We start from the raw sequence: 22,462 nt of genomic DNA, 5'->3' as shown, positions 1-22,462 counted from the left end.
TAAGGTTTAAAGCTATTCCGGCCGATGCTGTACATAAACTTCATAGATTGAAAGCTCTGCCCCTAGAATCGGATTATTTTCCTCTTTCGATTTGGAATCACTCGATTCATGCGCTTTTCTTGTGGCGCGATCCTGCCTCCACACTTCGAAGCTTTCATGATCTTCCCAAGTTGTACACACCTCAATTACATCATAGTCTTCCGTGTCTTCTTTGATTAGAACTTCCATCAGTACAAAACCATCAAAAGTATGGACAGACTTTGCCGTGGAAAAACGTTTGGCTACCTCTTCAACTCTTCCTTTTTCAATACGTATCTCGTTGACTACTTTAATCATTTAATCGAATAAGCCTCCTTAAAGATAATATATTGTATACTTAATATATCATGAATGGAATGATGCGTGACAGGATAAGCCTTCCACAGAAATGATACGCTTTCTAGAAATGATGCAGATTAATCTACTATTCTCAATATGGAACAGTCATATCTGTGTCTAACTAATCAAACGAAGAGGTGACAATATGATTCTCACAGATGTAGAGAATAACTATCAGGTTTCAGTAGGAGAAGAAAAGGCGACAATACGAAATAATTCTGAAGAAAAAAGCTACTCAATAATTGAAAGTAAAGGGTCTTTGGAAACAAAAGGATTTTGCGTCTTGAATAATGTCTATATCAATACTGGTATGGAAAAAGCTTTTGAAGCACGCTTTTTGAATCGTCAATCGAACCTTGCTACTGTGACAGGCTTTAAAGCACTCCGTGTTATGAAAGGTGAGTCTGGCCCTTATTATGTCATTCTGACATTATGGGATAGCGCTCAGGATTTTCATAATTGGCAGGAATCGAGCCAGTATCAGAAAACCCATAAAAAAAGAGGCACTTCTTCTGGACTCGATCGTGAAGTGGTGGCACGGAAGCACTCTTTCAATATACGTTTCCATATACAAAATTAGAAATTGGACTCTACGCTCTTTATATTTGAGCAAAATTTTCAGATTGATAATCATCGGTCGATTAGTTACAATATATCATTGTGTTCATTTACACTGCGCCTCATCATTAAATTAGAAAAGAAGTGCCATGATATGAAACATTTCCTTACCCAAATCCCCGTCTCCATAAGTGGATTGATACTTGGCTTAGTATCGCTCGGCCATCTTTTTTTCTCAATACACTATGACAGGATTGGATGGACTTTCACCGTAATTGGGATACTGATGATGTTTTTATTTTTCCTAAAGATCACCATTACAGGTAAAGAAACTTTAAAAACATTGAATAACCCGATCGTTGCAGCCATTTCTCCAACCTTCCCCATGTCCATGATGATGCTCTGTCATACACTAAGCCGCTTTACCGTGCATGATTCGATTATATTGCTCATATGGTGGATTGCTATAATACTTCACTTCAGCCTTATGGGGTTCTTCACTTTATACTTCCTTGCACCCAGAAACATAAGGTCGGAATACATTAATCCAGGGTGGTTTGTTACGTTTGTAGGTATCGGGGTCATTCCAGCCACATCAAGCAATTTCGGTCCAGAATTTGGACGAATCATCATTTGGTTTGCGCTTGCCTTCTATCTTGTACTTTTGCCGATCGTCATAAGCCAATTGGTTAAAAGAGAGGCTACAAAATCGACTTTGCCGCTAATCGCCATTATTGCTGCCCCGGGATCATTATGTTTGACCGGTTATCTATCTGTTATAGACCAACCATCGGAGAGTATCGTCTATATACTGCTCGCTCTATCGCAACTACTATATTTTTTCATTATTTTCATGTTGCCTAAAATCATGCAGTATAAATTTCATCCAAGCTATGCTGCCCTCACGTTCCCTGTAGTCATCTCAGCCACCTCGATCATCAAAGTCTTTCAACTGGTTGATGATAAGGAGCTAGCTAATGAAGTACTGAAATTCGCTTCGATCTTCGAATTGGCTTTAGCTGTAGTCATCGTAAATTATGTGTTGGTGCGCTATTCGATTTTTATCTTCCAATGCTATGGTAACGATAGAAATTCCTATAATTAATGAACGGGTTATTCGTATACTTACCATAAAAAGAGGCCTATATAGGCCTTTTTTCATTTCTTTTTTAATTATAAATGGCTGAAGGATCAATTTTGATTAACCCCCTTTTGAACATATATAGATATATCGACGTTATTATAGCGTTATACACTCCCGTAATGTTTTGGTATTTTAAAAACAATGTCTATAACACCATTGCTCATATGAGTTGAATCCACTTTTGGACAGACTCTCCATGGAAATGATCTGTATATAATTATTTAAATTCGATTTATGAAAATGGTCATTTAAAGTATAATGGGGATATAACGTACAAATGGGAGTGTATTTAATGGCGAATTCTATTGGTAACGGTTTCAATGAGGGGGCAGGTAAGGGAAGAGACATGACTTCCCGATACTTGGACCTTCTCTCCGACAAGTTCGATAGCGAAGAAAAAGTAGTGACCGAAATCATCAATCTTGAATCAATACTGGATCTTCCAAAAGGAACTGAGCACTTTGTCAGCGACCTCCATGGTGAATTTCAAGCATTTCAGCATGTATTAAGGAATGGGTCAGGTAACGTACGCGTTAAGATCCACGATGTCTTCAAACACCGCATGACTGAAAATGAAATAAGTGATTTTGCAGCCCTCGTCTACTATCCTGAAGAAAAATTAAAGCTGGTCAAGGATCAGATGGCTTCAAAACAAGCATTAAATGAATGGCATAGAACCAAAATACATCATATGATTGAATTGATTTCATATGCCTCTTCGAAATATACACGTTCTAAACTTAGAAAAGCTCTCCCAAAACAGTTTGTCTATATCATTGAAGAGCTACTTTACAAAAGTGATGAAGATACAAACAAAAAATCTTATTATGAAACCATCGTAGATAAAATCATTGCGCTTGGACAAGCAGAGAAACTCATAACCGGTCTCTCCTATACTACTCAACGCCTAGTCGTAGACCACCTCCACGTTGTAGGCGATATATATGATCGTGGTCCGGAGCCCGATAAGATAATGGATACGCTCATTGATTACCATTCACTCGATATCCAGTGGGGCAACCACGACGTATTGTGGATTGGTGCCTACGCAGGTTCTAAAGTGTGCCTTGCCAACATCATCCGCATCTGTGCCCGCTATGATAACCTGGATATCATTGAAGATGCCTACGGTATAAACTTACGGCCTCTTTTGAATTTGGCTGAGAAATATTATGATGATAATCCCCAGTTCCATCCAAAACAGCACTCCGACATTGCCCTTCCGGAACAGGAAAAGCTACAGATTACTAAAATCCATCAAGCCATCGCGATGATACAATTCAAACTGGAGGCCCCCATAATAAAACGTCGTCCGTATTTTGATATGGACGAGCGCCTGGTACTTGAAAAAGTGGATTACGACAATCAAAAAATAACAGTTTATGGGAAAACTTATTCTCTGCAGCATACCTGCTTCTCTACAGTCGACCCTGATGATCCGACCCGACTTCTTGAAGAAGAGGCGGAAGTCATTGATAAACTGCTACTATCCTTACAACAATCTGAAAAGTTAAAACGGCATATGAATTTTCTTATGAAAAAAGGGAACCTCTACCTTAAGTACAATGGCAATTTGCTTATACATGGATGTATTCCGGTTGATGAAAACGGCGATATGGAAGCCATGGAAATAGATGGATCTGTCTATAAAGGACGGGAGCTACTTGATAAATTTGAATACTATCTACGCAAATCATTCTCCAATATCGAACAGACGGATGATCTTGCCACCGACCTTGTTTGGTATCTATGGACAGGAAAATATTCTTCCTTGTTCGGAAAACGTGCAATGACAACGTTTGAACGGTATTTCATCGCTGACAAAAGCTCCCATAAAGAAGAGAAGAACCCCTATTATCACTTGAGGGAAGATGTGGAGATGTGCCAAAAAATGCTTGAAGAATTTGATTTGGACCCTGTTAGCGGACATATCATCAATGGGCACACACCTATTAAAGAAAGAGATGGAGAAAATCCAATTAAGGCCAATGGGAAAATGATCGTCATCGATGGAGGTTTTTCGAAAGCTTACCAGAAAACGACCGGCATAGCTGGCTATACCCTCCTATTCAACTCATATGGCATGCAGCTAGTGGCTCATCAGCACTTCAATTCCAAAGAAAATGTGCTGAAGCATGGAGCAGATGCACTTTCCGTCAGGCGAGTCGTTGATGAGGAAGTTGAGAGAAAAAAAATAAAGGATACAAATATCGGCATACGACTGCAGGAAGAGATTGATATGTTACAAAAGCTGATGTCGTATCGGTATATCCGTTAGTACTTACATTAAGTAAGCACATTTAGTGACATTATTCATCCAGTCTGAGAAACTATAGATTATGAAAGGAGATGTTGTTAATGATACAGTATTTATTAAATGCCTACATAGGCAAAAATGTCATTGAAGGCGGCCTGGCAAAAATAGAAAATGAAGGTCAAATGGGCGAGGATTTCGAAAAAGAATTTAATGTTACCCCAGACCAGATGAAGGTTGCGGGTTATCTCGAAGCAATCGGTTCACTATTCCTGTTTGCGTCATTCCTTGGCAAATCATTTAATCGTATCGGTTCGCTGATGATCAGTGGCGTCTTAGTTGTTGCGGTATTTAAGCACCTTAAAGCAGGACATGGATTCGAAGGTAGCAAGAATGCTCTTAAATGGGCATCGCTCAGCTTATTGAGTCTAATTGAAACATTCAGTAAAAAGTGAATGAATAGATAGGAAAGCAGCTGCCATCAGCTGCTTTTTTAAAATAACTGCACTTCTAAGTACTTGATTTAGACCACCAAACACCATTAATTATAGGGAGATGTTCCACGTGAAAAAATGGTTTACAGCCATCGCCATAACCTCGCTCGCAATTGGTCTTTATTATGTAGACAAACAGATGGAAGATGGATTGTGGGCTAATATAGAATACATAATCCTTCCTGATCCTATGGCGTACAACGCTTACGAGAAAGGAGAATGCACCTTTTATGTATTTGAAGAAATTAAAAAAGACGGCAATATGATAGGGGTGGACTGGCATGATGCTGAGTTGTGGGCTTCGAATGCAACCGATGATGATTATAATGTAGACCAAAAACCCGCTCCTGGGGCCGTGCTACAAACGGAACGTGGGGAACTGGGACATGTCGCTTATATAGAATCGGTAAAAGAAGATGGTTCACTCGTCATTTTTGAAATGAACTACAATACCCCTTATGAAATAACAGAAAGACTTATACCTTCCGAAAAAGTCGACCAGTATTCCTATATCCATCCCAAAGAAAATCCTCGTCCGAAAAGTATTGGAACATAGGAATTTTATTTCTCTGGCAACAGGCAGCAAAATATTTAGCAATATATCTCATTTCCTGTATTTATAACGCCATGCATTACTTAAATTTATAATGCATGACATTATTTATTATTTGAGAACGTTTATTTAATAGTGTTTTAAGCATTTCTGTCCCGTTACCTTATTGCTATTCAATAGATGGCGTTATAAATTTGACTCCTTTATTTAAACCCGCTTCAACTTTTCCGCATCATCTCCCTTGATTCCCAGATCACCGAACTCCGACACTTCCTTATCATTAAGTATCCTGGCTGGTCTGCTCCCCTTAATTTCGTTGTCAATTTCGAACTTTCTATTTATTTACATTAATAGTAGAATGATAAGCAACTCTTATGCTATTCACATCCTGAAAAGTCTTTTTCTATATAAAGGCTTGTAAAAATGTTTGGATTCGTTTTCATAAGGGAAATACTCTATAAATCTGTCTAATAAGGGGGAATCTTATCATGCAGCCATTCGATGTTTCTTTAAACGGCAGTACACAATCGATCGAAGAAAATACTACAGCATTGGATCATTTGAAAAATACTAACCTGGAACCACCTAACCTCTGTTACCATCCAAGCCTTGGTGCGATTGAAACATGTGATACATGCATCATAAAAGTCAATGGAGAGTTTGTACGGTCGTGTTCCACAGAATTACAGCCTGGAGATGTAGTGGAAACACTTGGCGATGATGTTCATGAAGCGCAACTTATCGCGATGGACCGCATACTCGGTAATCACGAGCTCTATTGTACAGTGTGTGATTTCAACAACGGGAACTGTGAGATACATAATACAGTAAAAGAGATGAGAATCGAACACCAGGATACTCCCCATGAAACAAAAGGGGCGGAAATCAATCGAAATGCATTCTATCGCTATGATCCTGACCAGTGTATTCTATGTGGACGCTGTGTGGAGGCGTGCCAAGACCTCCAGGTCAACGAAACACTCCTGATTGACTGGACTCTCGAAAAACCAAGAGTCATATGGGACAATGATACGACGATAGATGAATCATCGTGTGTAAACTGCGGACATTGTGCGACGGTATGTCCTTGTAACGCTATGATGGAGACTGGTATGGAAGGAGAGGCCGGCTTCCTGACCGGAATGGCTCAAGAATCATTCAGACCAATGGTCAACATCACTAAAGATGTAGAAACTGGTTATGGCTCTTTGATGACCCTTTCAGATATGGAAGCCCAGATGCGCGAAGAAAGAATCGAAAAGACAAAAACCGTATGTACCTACTGCGGAGTCGGCTGTTCTTTCGATGTCTGGACGAAAGGCCGCGAGATATTAAAAATAGAACCTCAGGAAGAGGCCCCTGCTAACGGTATCTCCACGTGTGTTAAAGGGAAGTTTGGATGGGATTACGTCAATAGTGAAGAACGTCTGAAAAAACCACTGATAAGAGAAGGCGATGCCTTCCGCGAAGCAGAATGGGAAGAGGCGCTTGACCTTATAGAAAGTAAATTCAAAGAAACAATGAGTAAGAAGGGACCAGATGCGTTGGCATTCATCTCTTCCTCAAAATGTACGAATGAAGAATCCTATTTAATGCAGAAATTAGGACGAGGTGTCATCGGTACAAATAATATCGACAATTGTTCCAGATATTGCCAATCTCCGGCTACTATGGGTCTATGGCGTACGGTCGGATACGGTGGGGACTCCGGTAGCATAACGGACATCGGTCAAGCTGAACTTGTCATTACAATCGGGTCCAACACGGCAGAATCACATCCTGTACTCGCAACACGTGTCAAGCGTGCCCAGAAACTCTATGGCCAAAAAGTGATTGTCGCAGACTTGCGCAAACATGAAATGGCAGATCGCGCGGATTTGTTTGTCAGACCCGCACCTGGCAGTGACTTAGTATGGCTATCTGCTGTCACGAAATATATCATCGATCAGGGGTGGCATGACGAAACCTTCTTGAGTGAGCATGTCAACGATGTCGAAGAGTACATCAGGAGTCTAGATAAATACACACTGGATTATGCTTCCGAAACCACAGGAATGTCGAAAGATGAACTGATTGAGATAGCCACCTCCATCCACCAGGCCAAAACCACTTCCATACTTTGGGCCATGGGTGTCACACAACATGGTGGGGGCAGTGATACAAGTACAGCGATATCGAACCTATTGCTCGTTACAGGCAACTATATGAAACCAGGTGCCGGAGCATATCCTCTGCGTGGACACAATAATGTTCAGGGAGCAAGTGACTTCGGCAGCATGCCGGACCGTTTCCCAGGGTACCAGTTTGTTAGTGATGATGAAGTAAGAGGCCGCTTTGAGAAGAGCTGGGGTACTGACATACCTAAGGAACCTGGCTTGAACAACCATGAAATGGTTGATGCCATGCATGATGGCAGATTAGATGTTTTGTATCTGAAAGGGGAAGATATGGGCATCGTTGATTCTAATATCAACTATGTACATTCAGCTTTTGAAAAACTCGATTTCTTCGTAGTTCAGGATATATTCTTCTCAAAAACATGTGAATACGCCGATGTCGTTCTCCCTGCCAGTCCGAGCCTTGAGAAGGATGGAACTTTTGTCAATACAGAGAGACGTTTCCAGCGCCTCTATAAAGTTTTGGATCCACTCGGAGATTCTAAACCAGATTGGCAGATCATCGTCGAAATCGCCAACCGTATGGGAGCTGATTGGGATTATGGCCATCCTTCAGAAATCATGGATGAGGCAGCTTCATTAACACCGATGTTTGCAGGTGTCAGTTATGACCGACTTGAAGGATATGATAGTCTGCAGTGGCCTGTAGATGCAGATGGTACTGATACTCCTCTTCTATTCGAAGACAAGTTCCCATTCCCTGACGGCAAAGCCCGCCTGTGGCCGGTCGATTGGACAAAGCCAGTGGAATTTGGTGAAGATTATGATCTACATGTCAACAATGGCCGTATACTCGAGCACTTCCACGAAGGGAATATGACCTATAAATCTGAAGGCATCACCAGAAAAACTCCGAAAGTATTCTTGGAAGTTTCACATGAACTTGCCAGGGAACGTAATCTGGAAGATGGTACAGTAGTCAGATTGACCTCGCCTTACGGTAGCGTCAAAGTAAGCTGCATCGTTACAGACCGGGTGTTCGGCAATCAACTTTACCTGCCGATGAACACCAATGGTGAAGGAGCGATAAACTACTTGACCAGTTCCCATTCCGATAAAGATACGGATACCCCTGCCTATAAGGAAGTCTCCGTTAAAATGGAAGTTCTCGAACCGAAAGGGGAAAGCCCAATGCCTAGAATCAACCACCGTAATGGGAATCCTCAGCCTCAGATAGGGGTACGCGTCGAGGAGAAGTGGGCACGGGATGACTATATCTTCCCAGGTGATATCGTAAAGGAAAGAAGGTCGAATAAATAATGGCTAAAGCGACAAAAGTCATCCATAAAATGAAAGTCGACCCGGAAGTTGAGCATGATAAGGCATTGCACGAAATCGAAGAGTTGTTTATAGAACATAAAGACTCATTGAACGATGTTCTTGAGATGATGGAAAAAATGCGTGAGCGTGAATTTTTCAATATCGCAAATGCCTCGCTTGGTCAAAGCAGTAAAATCGTCACTCGGCTTGTTACGGCCTTGGACGGTTCCAGGGCGCCTCATTCAATCCATAACCTGCTGTTACTTTTTGAACTTCTCAGTAGCCTCGATATGGATAGTCTGGAGCCCGTTGCCCATAAATTGAATAATGGCATTGCCCAGGCTGCCAAATATGACAAAAGTAATCGATCTTCCGGCTACAGGGAGCTCTTCGCCGCATTGAAAGATCCGGAAGTCGTGGCAGGACTCAATATGGCACTGCAGATATTAAAAGGACTGGGGCAGGAGGAAACTACGAAAAAAGAGAATTCTGTCACCGATTCCAGCAAAAGAAGCACGCGCACAAGCAGATCAAATTCATCCATGAAATGGTACCCACTAGTATTAGGTGCCGCTGCTGTAAGTGTGCCATTGCTTTTAAAATTTAAAAATTAACAAAGTCCCCTGCTTATTGCCAGGGGACTTCTAATGAATCAAGAATGTTAAACTGGAGGAGTGGCTGTTATGGACGTTTATACAGTGGGGCATTCCACAAATAGCCAAACCGAATTCCTAAAACTGCTCGCTTATGAAAAGATTGATTATATTGCTGATATACGAGCATTTCCTCATAGCCGTAAACACCCTCATTTTGATATAGAACAAATGAGCGAATGGCTTGAAGACTCACATATAACCTATCGTCATCACCCGCTTCTCGGTGGTAGAAAAAGCACATCCTCCGTAGTAGGGAGTAACCTGAACGATGGATGGCACAATCAATCGTTCCATAATTACGCCGATTACACTTTGACGGATGAATTTATGGAGGGAATGCAGGAAATCAAAGCCATAGCTGATGACTATAAAGTAGCCTGCATGTGTTCTGAAAGGCACCCTGCACGCTGTCATCGTCTTATAATCAGCAATTGGATGGCAGCAAACGGTTGGGATGTGCACCATCTGATCTATGACAAGGACGCCCCCCAGGTTGTTGAACACGAGCTCGGGAAGTGGGGCGCCATGCCCATTATTGAAGAAGATGGTACAGTCGTCTATCCTGCCGAGACCTGACCTTCCTATCCATTCACATACCTAATAAGTCATTTAACTAGGAGAGACTCTATGATCAAATTTGAAAATGTTACCAAGCGGTACGGCGACAAGTTAGCGGTCGACGATGTAAGTTTCAATATTGAAGAAGGCGAGACCTTTGTGCTGATTGGTCCCTCAGGTTGTGGCAAAACCACCACCTTGAAGATGATCAACCGGCTTATTTCCTTATCAAATGGATATATCTATTTCAAGGATAATCCAATCAGTGAATATCCGATCTATGAAATGCGGTGGGATATCGGTTATGTCCTACAGCAGATTGCATTGTTCCCGCACATGACCATCAAAGAAAATATAGCTCAGGTACCACAGATGAAGAAGTGGTCCACCAAGGAGATTGACGCCCGGATAGACGAGCTGATGAATATGGTCGGACTTGAACCCAAACAGTTTAAAAATCGCTATCCGGGTGAACTATCCGGGGGTCAGCAGCAGCGGGTGGGGGTCGTCCGGGCTCTTGCAGCAGATCCGCCTGTCATCCTCATGGATGAACCATTCAGCGCACTTGATCCGATCAGTCGGGAAAAACTCCAGGATGATCTTGTAGACCTTCAGAAAAAGATTAAAAAAACCATTGTGTTTGTCACACACGATATTCAGGAAGCTTTGAAACTTGGTGACAGAATCTGTTTGCTGCGGGAAGGTAGAGTTGAACAAATCGGCACTCCTGACGAATTCATGTCACAACCTGCCAATGATTTCGTCAGGGAATTCATTGGCGACCTGGATAATTATCGTATGCAACAAGTGGCTTTAGGCGAATTGGCTAAAGAAATACCCCCATTAGATGGGGAGGAAAATATCGGTGTTCCTGAACTTTCAGGCAATGCTTCTCTTCGTGATGCATTTGATCGCTTGTCGGAAAATGACAGTGTAATCGTCCTTACTGACCAGGGCAGGAAGCGGATCCGTCCCAAAGATGTTTTCAGGTACATGTCTAGCAGCAAGGAGGAGCGCTAATGAGTACTTTTTTCGAAACTTTCAGCAATAGAAAAGGCGAACTCCTCACCACTTTGATAGAACATATCCAGATTTCATTCATCGCTTTACTTATTGCAGTCCTTATAGGAGTACCACTTGGCATCGCACTTACGAAAACAAAAAAGCTATCGGAAGCAGTCATCAATACTGCAGCTGTCTTGCAGACGATACCTTCTCTCGCACTGCTCGGCTTGATGATACCTTTGTTTGGCATTGGTAAAGTGCCGGCAGTGATTGCCCTCGTCATATACGCATTGCTGCCAATACTCAGAAACACATTTACGGGCATCGATGAAGTGGATGATTCCTTGGTTGAAGCAGCGAGCGGGATAGGCATGAAGCCAATGAGACGTCTGACAAAGGTTGAACTTCCCATTGCAATGCCTGTCATAATGGCTGGTATACGTACAGCCATGGTACTTATCATTGGAACAGCGACACTCGCGGCGTTAATCGGGGCTGGCGGTCTCGGGGACTTGATATTACTCGGGATCGACCGCAACAACACTTCCCTGATTATACTCGGTGCTATTCCTGCAGCATTGCTTGCGATATTCTTTGATGTTGCGCTTCGGATAATCCAGAATCTATCCTATAAGAAAATAACCATTACGCTCGGTGCAATACTTCTGGCCATGTTGCTGATCTCAGTAGGGCCGCTCTTCTCCCAAAAGGAAGAAACAGTGACCATCGCCGGAAAACTTGGAACAGAGCCTTCCATCATCACAAATATGTATAAAATACTTATTGAAGAAGAAACAGACTATGCAGTTAAAGTCGAAGATGGACTCGGTAAGACTTCTTTCCTATTCAGTGCCTTGAAATCCGATGACATTGACGGCTATCTTGAGTTTACAGGGACAGTCCTTGGCGAGTTGACTAAGGAAGAGCTTGACTCCAAAGAAGAAGAAGCTGTCTATGAACAGGCCAAATCCAGCCTGGAGGATGAATTTGATATGACGCTTCTTAAACCGATGGAATACAATAATACCTATACACTTGCCGTAAAGGAAGAGTTTGCAGAAGAGAATGATCTTGAAACGATAGGGGACCTAAGAAGTATAGAAGATGAGATAAAACCTGGTTTCACACTTGAATTCAGCGACAGGACAGATGGCTATCCAGCCATAAAAGAAACGTATGACCTCGACTTCAACAATGTACGCACAATGGAACCGAGCCTGAGGTACCAGGCGGTGGAGAGTGGTGACATCAATCTTGTCGATGCATATTCAACTGATGCTGAACTCAGACAATTCGGGATGGTAATCCTGGAGGATGACCAGAATGTATTCCCCCCTTACCAAGGTGCACCTCTTTTCAAGGAGGCCTATTTGGAGGAGCATCCCGAAATAGTAGAACCATTGAACAAGTTGGCAGGTAAAATATCGAACGAAGAAATGCAGGAGATGAACTATAGAGTTGCGGTTGAAAATGAAGACCCTTACCGCGTTGCAAAAGATTATCTTGTTAAAGCCAACTTGGTAGAATAGCCATGTGATTGGAATGCCTGCTGATAGATCAGCAGGCATTCCAACCTCCATGGGCATTTCCCGGGAAACATCATATTCTTTCATATATAGGAGTGGTTGAATTGAATGATAAAAAATCAATTAGTTCAGTATTTTGGTGGGCTTTAGCCATCTGTATCCTCTTCGTGGCAGTGGGAGCAGCCGTACCTAAGAGACTGGAGTCATCTACGCAGTATGTAACATCACTCATATCCACAAATTTCAGCTGGTACTATCTGCTGTTGGTATTGGCCATACTTTTTGTCTGTATCTATCTTCTTTTTTCCAGATTCAGCAACATCACCCTTGGTAAGGAAGGAGAAGAACCTGAATTTTCCCTCCATTCATGGTTTGCGATGCTCTTCAGTGCCGGAATGGGCATAGGGCTAGTTTTCTGGACCACAGCCGAACCAATCAGCCATGCTTTTTCTTCATCACCTATTGCATCCCCCGGGTCGCAGCAAGCCATTGATCAGGCTATGCAGTTCTCCTTCTTCCACTGGGGCATACACGCATGGGCGGTGTATGGCATAGTGGCACTTGTGTTTGCCTACTTTAATTTTCACAAAGGCTATAAAGGCCTCGTAAGCGCCACGTTAACGCCTTTGTTTGGGAAAAAATTGATGCAGGGTGCCCTAGGCACCTTCCTGGATGTGCTTGCTGTAATCGCTACAGTGACGGGAGTAGCTGCAACCCTCGGTTTTGGCGCCTTACAGATCAATCAGGGATTCAACTTCCTGTTTGGGATTCCCGCTAATTTTCTTGTCCAATTCCTCATCATAGCCGTAGCGACTCTGCTCTTCACATGGTCGACCTGGTCTGGGATCGATAAGGGGATTAAAATGTTGAGCAATTTCAATATGGTCATTGCAGTGGTAGTACTGATCGGCCTTTTCCTTGTTGGCCCTACACTTTATGTCCTTAATATGTTTACCAATTCTCTTGGGAATTATATTTCCGGATTCTTCGATATGAGCTTGAGACTGCCCATGAATGACAGTGATGCATTTGCATGGCTTGAAAATTGGACCGTTTTCTACTGGGCATGGTGGATTTCCTGGGCTCCATTTGTCGGTATCTTCATCGCCCGTGTGTCGAAAGGGCGGACCATCAAAGAATTCATATTGGGCGTTTTATTTGCTCCGACACTCGTATGCTTCATATTCTTTGCGGTATTTGGAGGTTCGGCAATCAATCTGCAGGAGAATGGCATAGCGGATATTTCAGGATTCGCAACGGAAACTGCGACGTTTGCAATGTTTGAGAATTATCCTTTAGGTTTCCTGTTGAGTCTGCTTACCCTTATCGTCATCGCGGTATTCTTTATCACATCTGCCGACTCGGCGACATACGTGATCGGGATGTTGACGACAAATGGAAATAATTTTCCAAGTGGCATAGTCAAGATCATCTGGGGCATCACCTTATCCGCCTTCGCCCTCATCATGATCTACACGGGCGGCACACAAGGTATACAAAACCTACTGATTATCGCGGCACTACCATTTTCACTTGTCATCATCTTTATGATGTGGTCACTGTTCCGGTCATTAAAGGAAGATCATCCCCGTTATCCGGCTAGGACTAAAGTATTTGAAGCCAAAGATTTGAAGGTTGGATCAAAAGAAGAAGATTAATTATAAATGCCGCCATCAACCCAAACACAAAAACCACACAGAATTTATCATAAAACCCCCTCCTAAGTCAGTTTCTTGACATAGGAAGGGGTTTTATATGGACTGGGTTTCTTCATTACTTACATATAATAGGACCAGGGATATGTTTCCGGTGGCGGGCATTCGACAACGACCATTTCGTCTTTAGTAGGATGCTTCACACTCAGTTTAGAGGCCCAAAGTGCTATCTGCTGACCCGGCTTATTTATACTTCGGCCGTACTTCTGATCACCATAAAGAGGGGTCCCCTGATTGGCCAGCTGGACCCTTATCTGGTGGGAACGTCCTGTCTTCAATTCGATTTCAATCAGGCTGCCTTCTTCATTGCTTTTTAGAACTTTGTAATCCATCACTGCCTGTTTAGCATCTTTTTTATCTGATTTGACTACACTTACAATATTTTTGCTGCGGTCCTTCCGCAGATAATCAGTCAATCTTCCATGATTTTCAGACAAATGTCCACGCGTTACGGCAACATATTTACGGTAGATCTGATGCGTTCTTAATGCCTCGGATAATCTTGAAGCGGCTTTTGAAGTCCTAGCAAACACAATCGCCCCTCCCACAGGCCGATCAAGCCTGTGTACAAGCCCCAGATAGACATCCCCCGGCTTGTTGTACTTTTCCTTAATGTATTCTTTTAGTATATCCAATAGATTTTCATCTTTCGAATCATCTCCTTGAACCAATAGATTCACTGGCTTTTCAACAATAAGAAGATGATTATCTTCATACAGAACCTTAATATCCATATCCGTACTCCCTTTATTTTTATATGGCCATTGATGCCGAAACATACTTTTACACCGAGTAAACCATTACTTTCCAATGTACCACGCATTACTCAAATTACAATCCTGACTATTGTGGAATCATTCACTCTTTTATAGTCACTCGAGTATTAATTTATGTGCCAATGCCAGTTTCTTCTTATTTCCCAGTCACTTTCTTACCCCGCCACTGGTTCATTCCCCCGCGTACATTTATTGCTTCTATACCTTTTTTCCTGAGAACTTTCGTCGCTTTCTTACTCCTCATGCCGGATTGGCAGATGATGTAGACTGGTTTTGAGTCATCTTTGTAATCAGATACTTTATTTAATGGCAGATTGATGGATTTTCTGATATGACCGGAACGGTATTCCCCAGGAGTTCTTACATCGAGCAGCTTACTATTCCTTTGCAATACTTCAGCTAACTCTTCTATGGAAACAGATTTTACTGGATTAAAGATTGAAAACATCTGTATCCCCCTTTCTATTAAATATCATTATACCCTACCCGGTATTATTTTTACAACTGGCATCATTTTAAAAAACTGCTCTGGCAACTCAATTTTATGAACCATAGTTGTCTTAACATAAGTCTATCTATATTAACTGTGTCCCTACACTTAATCATTTCCTAATAGCCCATCAATATATTGTTTTTTACTTTATTATGTTCATTGACATCATCAATTTTAAAGTTAGACTTAGAGTATGGATATGTCCAATTTATGTCTAAATAACCTTATGGAAGGAGAATGACAATGAGCGGCAATGATAATGAAAAGCAATTTTCAAGACGTGACTTTTTGAAGACTACCGGGGTATTTACCGGTGGAATCATTGGAGGTTCTTTACTCGGTGGTGTCGTCATGGATCAAACCAATCTACTTGATGATGAAGAAACAGCAACTTCCAATGAAACAACTGGATCAGATTCTGGTGCCGAAGACGGCAATATGGCTGCGCGTACCTTCTTCAGCCGAAGTGAAGATTTCGAAACGCTGGCTGCAGCTACTGAACGCATCTATCCTGAAGATGATAATGGCCCTGGGGCTATTGCGCTCGGCGTGCCTTACTTCATAGATCGACAGATGAGTGGATTCTACGGGCAGAACAGCCAAGATTACACAATGGGACCTTTTAAACCGATGGCTTCAGACACACATGGACTTCAGGCAAAACTGATACGTGGGGACATATTCCTTTTCGGTTTGAGACGTCTGGATGAAGTGAGCAATGAAAAACATGATAAGGCGTTCCCGGATCTTGACGGAGCGGCACAAGATGATATCCTGAAAAGTTTCGAAGCAGGGGATGTTGACATTAAAGGTGTAACTTCTGAATTCTTCTTTAACTTGCTCAGAAATATGACGATAGAAGGAGTCTATTCTGATCCTGCCTATGGTGGCAATAAGGATATGCAAGGATGGAAAATGATCGAATATCCTGGACCCCGTATGGGTTGGATTAATGAAATAGAATCAAAAGAGTTCCAATCATTGGAGCCGGAAGCATTGAGGCAATATCAGGGAGGTGGCATATAGATGGCCGAAAAGTTAGATAAGGTGGACGTCGTTGTAGTAGGTATGGGATGGGCCGGAGGCATCGTAAGCGCCGAGATGGCTAAAGCCGGGAAAAAGGTCGTAGCACTGGAAAAAGGTGCCGACAAAACCAGAGAAGATTATATTGGCGTCAAAGATGAACTGAGGTTTGATAACCGCTATCAAATCATGCAGGAACTCTCTGGCGACACCATCACTTCAAGAAATGAAATCGATGAAACCGCTCTGCCGGTACGCACGATGGAAGATATGCAGCTTGGAACTGGTGTCGGCGGAGCTAGTGTACACTGGGCTGGTGCCTCATACCGCTATTGGCCATATGAATTCGAAATACGGAGCCAGACGATTGACCGTTACGGTGAAGATAAAATTCCTGAAGATATGAATCTTCAGGATTGGGGCATTACTTATGATGAGATGGAGAAATACTACGAGAAGTGGGAATATACTGCCGGCATTTCAGGAGAGCAGGACCCAATGGCACCAGAGAGGAAAAAACCATGGCCAAATCCACCTCTAAAAGAAACACCTTCGCTGAAGCTTTTTAAGGATGCGGCAAAGAATCTCGGCTTACATCCTTTCCAGATTGCAGCAGGCAACCTCTCACAAAATTATGAGAATCCAGACGGTGAAAAGCTCAACGCCTGCATGTACTGTTCATTCTGTACACGTGCTGGGTGTGATTTCTCGGCTAAATCAGATCCTATCGCAACCGTAGTAAAAACCGCTTCAAAACAAGATAACTTCGAACTGAGGACACGCGCGAATGTACGTCGTGTACTGTACGATGATGATTCCAAGAAAGCGACTGGCGTCATGTATGTCGATGAAGCAACTGGTGACGAATATGAACAACCTGCAGATGTAGTCGTATTGGCAGCATTCGCATTTTCAAATAATCGTCTGCTGATGCTCTCGGATATTGGTGAACAATACGACCCCGAGACGAAAAAAGGGACTATCGGTCGTAATTTCAATGGCCAGTATAACTCTGCTTTCCATGGCGCACGTGGTTATTTCGAAAATGAGAAATTCAACCTTTATATGGGGGCCGGGGCACTCGGGGCTGCTGTAAACGATTATGCTGCAGATAACTTCGACCACTCGGACCTTGATTTCATCGGCGGCGGTGCCATTGAATTGAGGCAATATGGGTTCGGGGCTATTTCAAGCAGTGGCCATGTACCGGGAGATACACCAAGCTGGGGAAAAGAGTACAAAGACAAATCACTCCATTATGCCTACCGCTCATTGGTAATATGGTATACAGCGATTACCATGTCCTACTGGCATAACTATCTCGATCTTGATCCAACATATAAAGATGAGTACGGTGACCCTCTCTTACGCGCTACTTACAAATTTGGCGATCAGGAAAGGAACATCGGTAAATTCGGTATCGAAAAATGTCACGAAATCATGGAAGAAATGGGTGCTGACATCATTGAAGATGGGGAAGTGCCAGATGAATTCGACCATGTATATTCCGGTGGACACTATACCGGCGGTGTCGTCATGGGCGATGACCCTGAAACATCTGCAGTAAATAACTATCTTCAGATGTGGGATGTAGATAACTTGTTCGTCGTGGGCGGATCTGCCTTCCCGCAGTTCGGCGGCCACCACCCGACACCTACCATTGGTGCATTGGCATATCGGGCAGCCGAAGGCATCGAAAAATATATGGAAGAAGGAGAACAACTTGCGACTGCAAGAGGCCGCAAGTATATCTAACCCTCCACGCCTTGAACTTTAGAGGGCACCCTCAAACTGAATACAGATCATGTTATAATCCACATCCCTATGATGTGGATTATTTTTAATTTCAGACCAACTATCATCCAATTTTTCTATTTTCGGCTATAAATTCCATTAAAAAGGGCAATATCGTATATTTCGCATGATAATATTCAGAAATAATACAGTAAGATGTCAATATTACACTAACAGCCCTAAATTGTAATCTCCTTATTATTGGACTGTAACCCACTATCCTCTAATCCATGATATATTATTCATTGTCTTAGAAATAAACACCTTAATCTTGATGAACGCAACGGTAAGACTACGTTTAATATATACCTTTTTGGAGGATGAAATTTAATGAAGAAAACAATATTGACTACTACTATGGCACTTGGACTTGGAATCACTTCACTCGCTACTGGCCAATCTGCAGAAGCTTCTGCTCAGGACATCAACAAAGAAGAACTTGCGGCAATGGCTCAGAACGGCGCTGCTGAATTGAACAACTCTCCAATCCATGAAGGCGCATATGAGTATAACTTCACTCTTAACGGTGTGGACTACAACTTCGAGTCCAACGGTACACAGTACACTTGGTCTTATGGCAACTACGATAACAGCGTAAGCGTAGCACCTCAGCCAAAAGCACAGACTCAAGAGCCTGCACCAAAAGTAACTGAATCCTACGATACACAGGAAACAGTTCAAAACAATACTCAAGAGCAAGCACCTCAACAAACAGAAACTGTTGAAACTTCTACACCTGAACCTGTCCAAGAAACAGTTCAGACTCAAAAACAATCTGCTCCAAGCCCACAAGCATCTTCTAACGGTTCAGTAAAAGAGCAATTCCTTGCTGCCGGTGGTACGCAAGCAATGTGGAGTAATATCGTTATGCCAGAATCAAGCGGTAACCCGAGTGCAGTCAATCACCTCGGCTACAGAGGCCTAGGTCAAACAAAAGAACACTGGGGTACTGGATCTGTTGAAACACAGACAAAAGGCATGATCAACTACGCTCAAGAGCGTTACGGTTCTGTAGAAGCAGCTATGGCTTTCCGTCAGCAAAATAACTGGTGGTAGGATGTAAGCTAGCATATATCAACCCTTATCGTATGGATGATTTCCATGTGGTAAGGGTTTTTTCTTTCTTACGTTCCAATCTTGCGCTGTACATATAAACTTTGTCCTCACGCCATTTATAAACTATAATAATGGTCAGATGTTGTCATAAGACAAATACCAATATGCCTATTCCCAGCCCGGAATATAAGGAGAGTCGAGATGAGTCCTAAAAAAGAAGATTATATTAAAGCACTTTTTGATTTGGGTGGCCAGGTGACAAAAGTGTCTAACAAGGAAATAGCAGAGCGTTTGGGTACATCCCCGCCTACAGTCACGGAAATGATGGTCAGTCTTGAAAAAATAGGGTGGACCGAATATTTTCCTTATAAAGGCAGTCTATTGACTCCCGAAGGGGCTGAGCGTGCAAAACACCTTATCCATAAACATCGTCTATGGGAAGTGTTTCTTGTCGATAATCTGGGGTTTGAAATTGATGAAGTCCATGATGAAGCTGAAGTTTTGGAGCATGCCACCAGCAATATTCTAGCTGATCGTCTGGAGAGGTACCTTGGACACCCTGAATATTGCCCTCATGGAGGTGCCATTCCATTGAATTTGATAGACAATCAGGAACATCATATCTACCGTCTGTCAGAAGCTGGGGATGAAGAAACATTGTTTATTTCCAGAATAGTCAATGAAAGTGATCTCGTATCCTATTTTAAAAATAAAAAGCTGAATGTCGGAGATAAGTTGACAGTCATCAGCCGTGACTTAGCCAATGATTCACTGTTGGTCAAGAATCTAACCCAAGGGATTGATATAGAGCTAAGCAGTTCCGCTTCGCAGTATCTATTCGTAGAACAATCTGATAGCTGATCATTCTTTTCCATTAATGAATAATAGATAGATTAAAACCCCGCCGATATCAATTTATGATATCGGCGGGGTAATTTATTAGTCCAATTCTGAAACAGTTACAAATTCATATCCTTCAGAAGACAAATATTCCAAAATATCAGGCAGTGCTTGAGCCGTTGTTCCATGAATATCATGCATCAAAATAATAGCGTCATCATGCATGTTAACCCTTATTCTCTTCTCAATTATATTAGGGTCCTTATTTTTCCAGTCTTCCGTGTCTATCGTCCAAAGCACTGGCTCCATGTCGATGAAATTATTGATTTCCTCATTCGTACTTCCATACGGTGGTCTAAAGACCGTAGGCTTCAACCCTGTCGCCTGCATTATCAATTGATTGGTCCGGGATACTTCAATATCGATCTGTTCAAAGGAAAGTGTGGTGAAATCTGGATGGTTCATCGAATGGTTGCCGATCTCATGACCTCTCTCCGCTACCTCTTTCGCAACATCCATGTAATACTCTATCCTTTTACCTTGCATAAAGAATGTTGCTTTTGCATCATACTGGTCAAGTGTGTTCAATATATTCAAAGTATGCTCTGGATGGGGGCCATCGTCAAAAGTAAGTGCCACTTTCTTTGCTTGTTTATCAATGGATCGTTCAGTATATACTTTCGCTTCTGCATCCTCTTCCTTCTCTGTGTCATCCTCCTCGTCAGACACAGTCAGGAATTGAGTGTATTCTTCTTTTACAAGATTGCGTGCTTTATCGGAAGGTATCTCAACCTCAATGCTCCCTGCAGCACCCGCTGCTATTTCATATTGATTGAATGACAGACTCAATCCAACATTGGTTATATAAACATTATTAAAGTCATTATCCGGTGCTTCAATCCATTCCTTCAATTCATCTTCAAATAGATAGCGGCTCAAGTCTTCATCTTCTTCTGCATATTCAAGAATATAATCATAGAGTAATCCCCTATTTTCTGCAGTATCATCGAATATTTCCTGACCTTCTATCACTTCTCCTTCTTTTACATCAGCCATTATTATATTCTTTCTCGTCTCGCCATTGGCCCCATATGTAAACATATACGTAGTAAAGTCGAATGTATAAAGGTTGTCATTTACGCGCTCGGTCTCATAGCTGAGGTTGAAAATTGCCTCTTGGCCTGAAGGCGGCGCTTCAAAATCTTCAAGTTGCTTATTGAAATAGCCCCTCTCAGCCTCAATATATTGCTTGATTGCACCATCAATGGAATCAACAGCGGTTTCAGGATATTGCGTGCTGGCATTCAATGTTTCAGTGTCTTCAATTTCAGTAATGATATCTATCCCTGGATAATTCGATTCTTCGATAGACTTAGATTCTTTTTGTTCTGTCTCTTCCGGATTGTTTTCTTCGCCTTGGGAGCCTTTTACAGAACTTGTATTCTGCTCTGCCTTTTCGGGGGATTGGCATGCCGCCAATATAATGATAATGGTAAATAGATACAGTAGTTTCTTCAATTCAGTCACCTTCCGCCCACTCTTCAGTCTGGGTTTACATATTTATCTTGCTATTGCTCGGACAAACCCTTATTCAGCTTATCAGCAGCGGTTCATATATCAACTGCCTTAAACACGCCATTTATGGTGAATGTTTCAATTAGACCCGCCATCTCTTCGGTTGATTCCTGACAGTCATTTTTGAGCCATTTCAAAAATATGCCCATATGTGCATTCGTCACATATGTTATCAAGTAATCCGTAAACCCTTCCGAGTTCAAATCCACACCGAACTCCTCACTCTTCACTTTATAGAAATCATACATATGACGGGAAAAATACTTTGCAAACTCTGTGGTACCCACACTGTTGGCTACCGTCAACACGCGTATTCGGTTTTCCTTAAGGTACTCAAAAACTTTCAGGATAGTCTCTTTAATCTGGCTTTCTGCAATTTCACTGTAGCTTTCACCCACAATGTTACCGTACAACAATGCCTCGATGTCAGAAACAAGCGCGACTTGAAAACTCTCGATCAACTCATATTTGTCGCTGTAATGGCTATAGAAAGTTCCTCTGTTGATCATCGCTTCATCACTTATATCTTTTATCGTAATATTTTCAAATGACTTCTCTTTCAATAGCTTGATGATTGCATCATCTATGCTTTGTAATGTTTTCTGTACCCTTAGATCTTTCTTCAAA

The 22,462-nt window shown here is 42.2% G+C and carries 20 protein-coding genes; 15 read left to right on the top strand and 5 right to left on the bottom strand.

The genetic code is table 11. The features are described from left to right. Positions 1 to 12: 12 nt before the first annotated feature. On the bottom strand, positions 13 to 336 hold the full coding sequence (locus tag ABD734_RS00895; RefSeq protein ID WP_344700736.1) for an antibiotic biosynthesis monooxygenase: 324 nt from the start codon (positions 334 to 336) through the stop codon (positions 13 to 15). Between the two features lie 187 nt (positions 337 to 523). Between ABD734_RS00895 and ABD734_RS00890 the strand changes: the two genes are divergently transcribed. The 11 genes from ABD734_RS00890 to ABD734_RS00840 all read left to right on the top strand — a co-directional run bounded on the left by ABD734_RS00890 (position 524) and on the right by ABD734_RS00840 (position 14,221). Then, a complete protein-coding gene (locus tag ABD734_RS00890) occupies positions 524 to 958 on the top strand; it encodes an antibiotic biosynthesis monooxygenase family protein (RefSeq protein ID WP_344700735.1) in 435 nt (144 codons plus the stop codon). Between the two features lie 132 nt (positions 959 to 1,090). After that, positions 1,091 to 2,041: a TDT family transporter gene (locus ABD734_RS00885; RefSeq protein ID WP_344700734.1), complete on the top strand. Its 951-nt coding sequence runs from the start codon at positions 1,091 to 1,093 to the stop codon at positions 2,039 to 2,041. Positions 2,042 to 2,426: 385 nt separating this feature from the next. Continuing rightward, a complete protein-coding gene (locus tag ABD734_RS00880) occupies positions 2,427 to 4,358 on the top strand; it encodes a fructose-1,6-bisphosphatase (protein WP_344700744.1) in 1,932 nt (643 codons plus the stop codon). Positions 4,359 to 4,438: 80 nt separating this feature from the next. Continuing rightward, entirely contained in the window at positions 4,439 to 4,789 is a 351-nt protein-coding gene (locus ABD734_RS00875) for a hypothetical protein (protein ID WP_344700733.1), read from the top strand. A gap of 100 nt (positions 4,790 to 4,889) precedes the next feature. Continuing rightward, positions 4,890 to 5,384 (top strand): CHAP domain-containing protein, encoded by a 495-nt coding sequence (locus tag ABD734_RS00870; protein WP_344700732.1) that lies wholly within the window; start codon positions 4,890 to 4,892, stop codon positions 5,382 to 5,384. A 485-nt stretch (positions 5,385 to 5,869) separates the two neighbouring features. Continuing rightward, positions 5,870 to 8,818, top strand: a complete 2,949-nt coding sequence (gene fdhF, locus ABD734_RS00865; protein WP_344700731.1) for a formate dehydrogenase subunit alpha — start codon at positions 5,870 to 5,872, stop codon at positions 8,816 to 8,818. After that, positions 8,818 to 9,432, top strand: a complete 615-nt coding sequence (locus ABD734_RS00860) for a helical membrane plugin domain-containing protein (RefSeq protein ID WP_344700730.1) — start codon at positions 8,818 to 8,820, stop codon at positions 9,430 to 9,432. Before fdhF ends, ABD734_RS00860 begins: the two co-directional genes overlap by 1 nt. Before the next feature lie 69 nt (positions 9,433 to 9,501). Then, positions 9,502 to 10,050 carry a DUF488 domain-containing protein gene (locus tag ABD734_RS00855; RefSeq protein ID WP_344700729.1) on the top strand — a complete coding sequence of 183 codons (549 nt, stop codon included), beginning with the start codon at positions 9,502 to 9,504 and terminating at the stop codon, positions 10,048 to 10,050. Positions 10,051 to 10,101: 51 nt separating this feature from the next. Then, complete coding sequence (locus ABD734_RS00850) at positions 10,102 to 11,052, top strand: ABC transporter ATP-binding protein (RefSeq protein ID WP_344700728.1); 951 nt, start codon at positions 10,102 to 10,104, stop codon at positions 11,050 to 11,052. Further along, positions 11,052 to 12,566, top strand: coding sequence for an ABC transporter permease/substrate-binding protein (locus ABD734_RS00845; RefSeq protein WP_344700727.1), 1,515 nt, complete (start codon positions 11,052 to 11,054; stop codon positions 12,564 to 12,566). Before ABD734_RS00850 ends, ABD734_RS00845 begins: the two co-directional genes overlap by 1 nt. 101 nt (positions 12,567 to 12,667) lie before the next feature. Then, a complete protein-coding gene (locus ABD734_RS00840) occupies positions 12,668 to 14,221 on the top strand; it encodes a BCCT family transporter (protein ID WP_344700726.1) in 1,554 nt (517 codons plus the stop codon). 119 nt (positions 14,222 to 14,340) lie between these two features. Here the strand turns inward: ABD734_RS00840 and ABD734_RS00835 are convergent, their stop codons facing one another. Then, positions 14,341 to 15,012, bottom strand: coding sequence for an RluA family pseudouridine synthase (locus ABD734_RS00835; protein WP_344700725.1), 672 nt, complete (start codon positions 15,010 to 15,012; stop codon positions 14,341 to 14,343). A gap of 178 nt (positions 15,013 to 15,190) precedes the next feature. After that, positions 15,191 to 15,502, bottom strand: coding sequence for a rhodanese-like domain-containing protein (locus tag ABD734_RS00830; protein WP_344700724.1), 312 nt, complete (start codon positions 15,500 to 15,502; stop codon positions 15,191 to 15,193). A gap of 288 nt (positions 15,503 to 15,790) precedes the next feature. Here ABD734_RS00830 and ABD734_RS00825 point away from each other — a divergent pair, with 288 nt between their 5' ends. From ABD734_RS00825 to ABD734_RS00810, 4 genes are all read left to right on the top strand, one after another. After that, positions 15,791 to 16,573 (top strand): gluconate 2-dehydrogenase subunit 3 family protein, encoded by a 783-nt coding sequence (locus tag ABD734_RS00825; RefSeq protein WP_344700723.1) that lies wholly within the window; start codon positions 15,791 to 15,793, stop codon positions 16,571 to 16,573. Further along, positions 16,574 to 18,325 carry a GMC family oxidoreductase gene (locus tag ABD734_RS00820; RefSeq protein ID WP_344700722.1) on the top strand — a complete coding sequence of 584 codons (1,752 nt, stop codon included), beginning with the start codon at positions 16,574 to 16,576 and terminating at the stop codon, positions 18,323 to 18,325. Positions 18,326 to 18,709: 384 nt separating this feature from the next. Further along, the gene (locus ABD734_RS00815) at positions 18,710 to 19,420 is read left to right on the top strand and encodes an aggregation-promoting factor C-terminal-like domain-containing protein (RefSeq protein ID WP_344700721.1); all 711 of its coding nucleotides are present in this window, start codon (positions 18,710 to 18,712) and stop codon (positions 19,418 to 19,420) included. Between the two features lie 201 nt (positions 19,421 to 19,621). Further along, positions 19,622 to 20,281, top strand: a complete 660-nt coding sequence (locus tag ABD734_RS00810) for a metal-dependent transcriptional regulator (protein WP_344700720.1) — start codon at positions 19,622 to 19,624, stop codon at positions 20,279 to 20,281. A gap of 78 nt (positions 20,282 to 20,359) precedes the next feature. On the opposite strand, the gene ABD734_RS00805 is transcribed toward ABD734_RS00810, so the two are convergent. Both ABD734_RS00805 and ABD734_RS00800 read right to left on the bottom strand, forming a co-directional pair. Further along, positions 20,360 to 21,778, bottom strand: coding sequence for a polysaccharide deacetylase family protein (locus ABD734_RS00805; protein WP_344700719.1), 1,419 nt, complete (start codon positions 21,776 to 21,778; stop codon positions 20,360 to 20,362). Between the two features lie 92 nt (positions 21,779 to 21,870). Next, positions 21,871 to 22,461, bottom strand: a complete 591-nt coding sequence (locus ABD734_RS00800) for a TetR/AcrR family transcriptional regulator (protein ID WP_344700718.1) — start codon at positions 22,459 to 22,461, stop codon at positions 21,871 to 21,873. Position 22,462 lies beyond the last annotated feature (1 nt).

Source organism: Salinicoccus jeotgali (assembly GCF_039538805.1).
In the GTDB taxonomy this organism is placed as follows: Bacteria; Bacillota; Bacilli; order Staphylococcales; family Salinicoccaceae; genus Salinicoccus; species Salinicoccus jeotgali.
This window is presented reverse-complemented; position numbering and strand designations above follow the sequence as displayed.

What these genes read in the sequence shown, in the direction of transcription:
- ABD734_RS00885 (WP_344700734.1), top strand. Translation starts at nt 1,091, where the DNA reads ATGAAACATTTCCTTACCCAAATCCCCGTCTCCATAAGTGGATTGATA.
- ABD734_RS00825 (WP_344700723.1), top strand. Translation starts at nt 15,791, where the DNA reads ATGAGCGGCAATGATAATGAAAAGCAATTTTCAAGACGTGACTTTTTG.
- ABD734_RS00875 (WP_344700733.1), top strand. Translation starts at nt 4,439, where the DNA reads ATGATACAGTATTTATTAAATGCCTACATAGGCAAAAATGTCATTGAA.
- ABD734_RS00860 (WP_344700730.1), top strand. Translation starts at nt 8,818, where the DNA reads ATGGCTAAAGCGACAAAAGTCATCCATAAAATGAAAGTCGACCCGGAA.
- ABD734_RS00855 (WP_344700729.1), top strand. Translation starts at nt 9,502, where the DNA reads ATGGACGTTTATACAGTGGGGCATTCCACAAATAGCCAAACCGAATTC.
- ABD734_RS00835 (WP_344700725.1), bottom strand. Translation starts at nt 15,012, where the DNA reads ATGGATATTAAGGTTCTGTATGAAGATAATCATCTTCTTATTGTTGAA.
- ABD734_RS00895 (WP_344700736.1), bottom strand. Translation starts at nt 336, where the DNA reads ATGATTAAAGTAGTCAACGAGATACGTATTGAAAAAGGAAGAGTTGAA.
- ABD734_RS00890 (WP_344700735.1), top strand. Translation starts at nt 524, where the DNA reads ATGATTCTCACAGATGTAGAGAATAACTATCAGGTTTCAGTAGGAGAA.
- ABD734_RS00830 (WP_344700724.1), bottom strand. Translation starts at nt 15,502, where the DNA reads ATGTTTTCAATCTTTAATCCAGTAAAATCTGTTTCCATAGAAGAGTTA.
- ABD734_RS00810 (WP_344700720.1), top strand. Translation starts at nt 19,622, where the DNA reads ATGAGTCCTAAAAAAGAAGATTATATTAAAGCACTTTTTGATTTGGGT.
- ABD734_RS00845 (WP_344700727.1), top strand. Translation starts at nt 11,052, where the DNA reads ATGAGTACTTTTTTCGAAACTTTCAGCAATAGAAAAGGCGAACTCCTC.
- fdhF (WP_344700731.1), top strand. Translation starts at nt 5,870, where the DNA reads ATGCAGCCATTCGATGTTTCTTTAAACGGCAGTACACAATCGATCGAA.
- ABD734_RS00850 (WP_344700728.1), top strand. Translation starts at nt 10,102, where the DNA reads ATGATCAAATTTGAAAATGTTACCAAGCGGTACGGCGACAAGTTAGCG.
- ABD734_RS00870 (WP_344700732.1), top strand. Translation starts at nt 4,890, where the DNA reads ATGTTCCACGTGAAAAAATGGTTTACAGCCATCGCCATAACCTCGCTC.
- ABD734_RS00820 (WP_344700722.1), top strand. Translation starts at nt 16,574, where the DNA reads ATGGCCGAAAAGTTAGATAAGGTGGACGTCGTTGTAGTAGGTATGGGA.
- ABD734_RS00880 (WP_344700744.1), top strand. Translation starts at nt 2,427, where the DNA reads ATGACTTCCCGATACTTGGACCTTCTCTCCGACAAGTTCGATAGCGAA.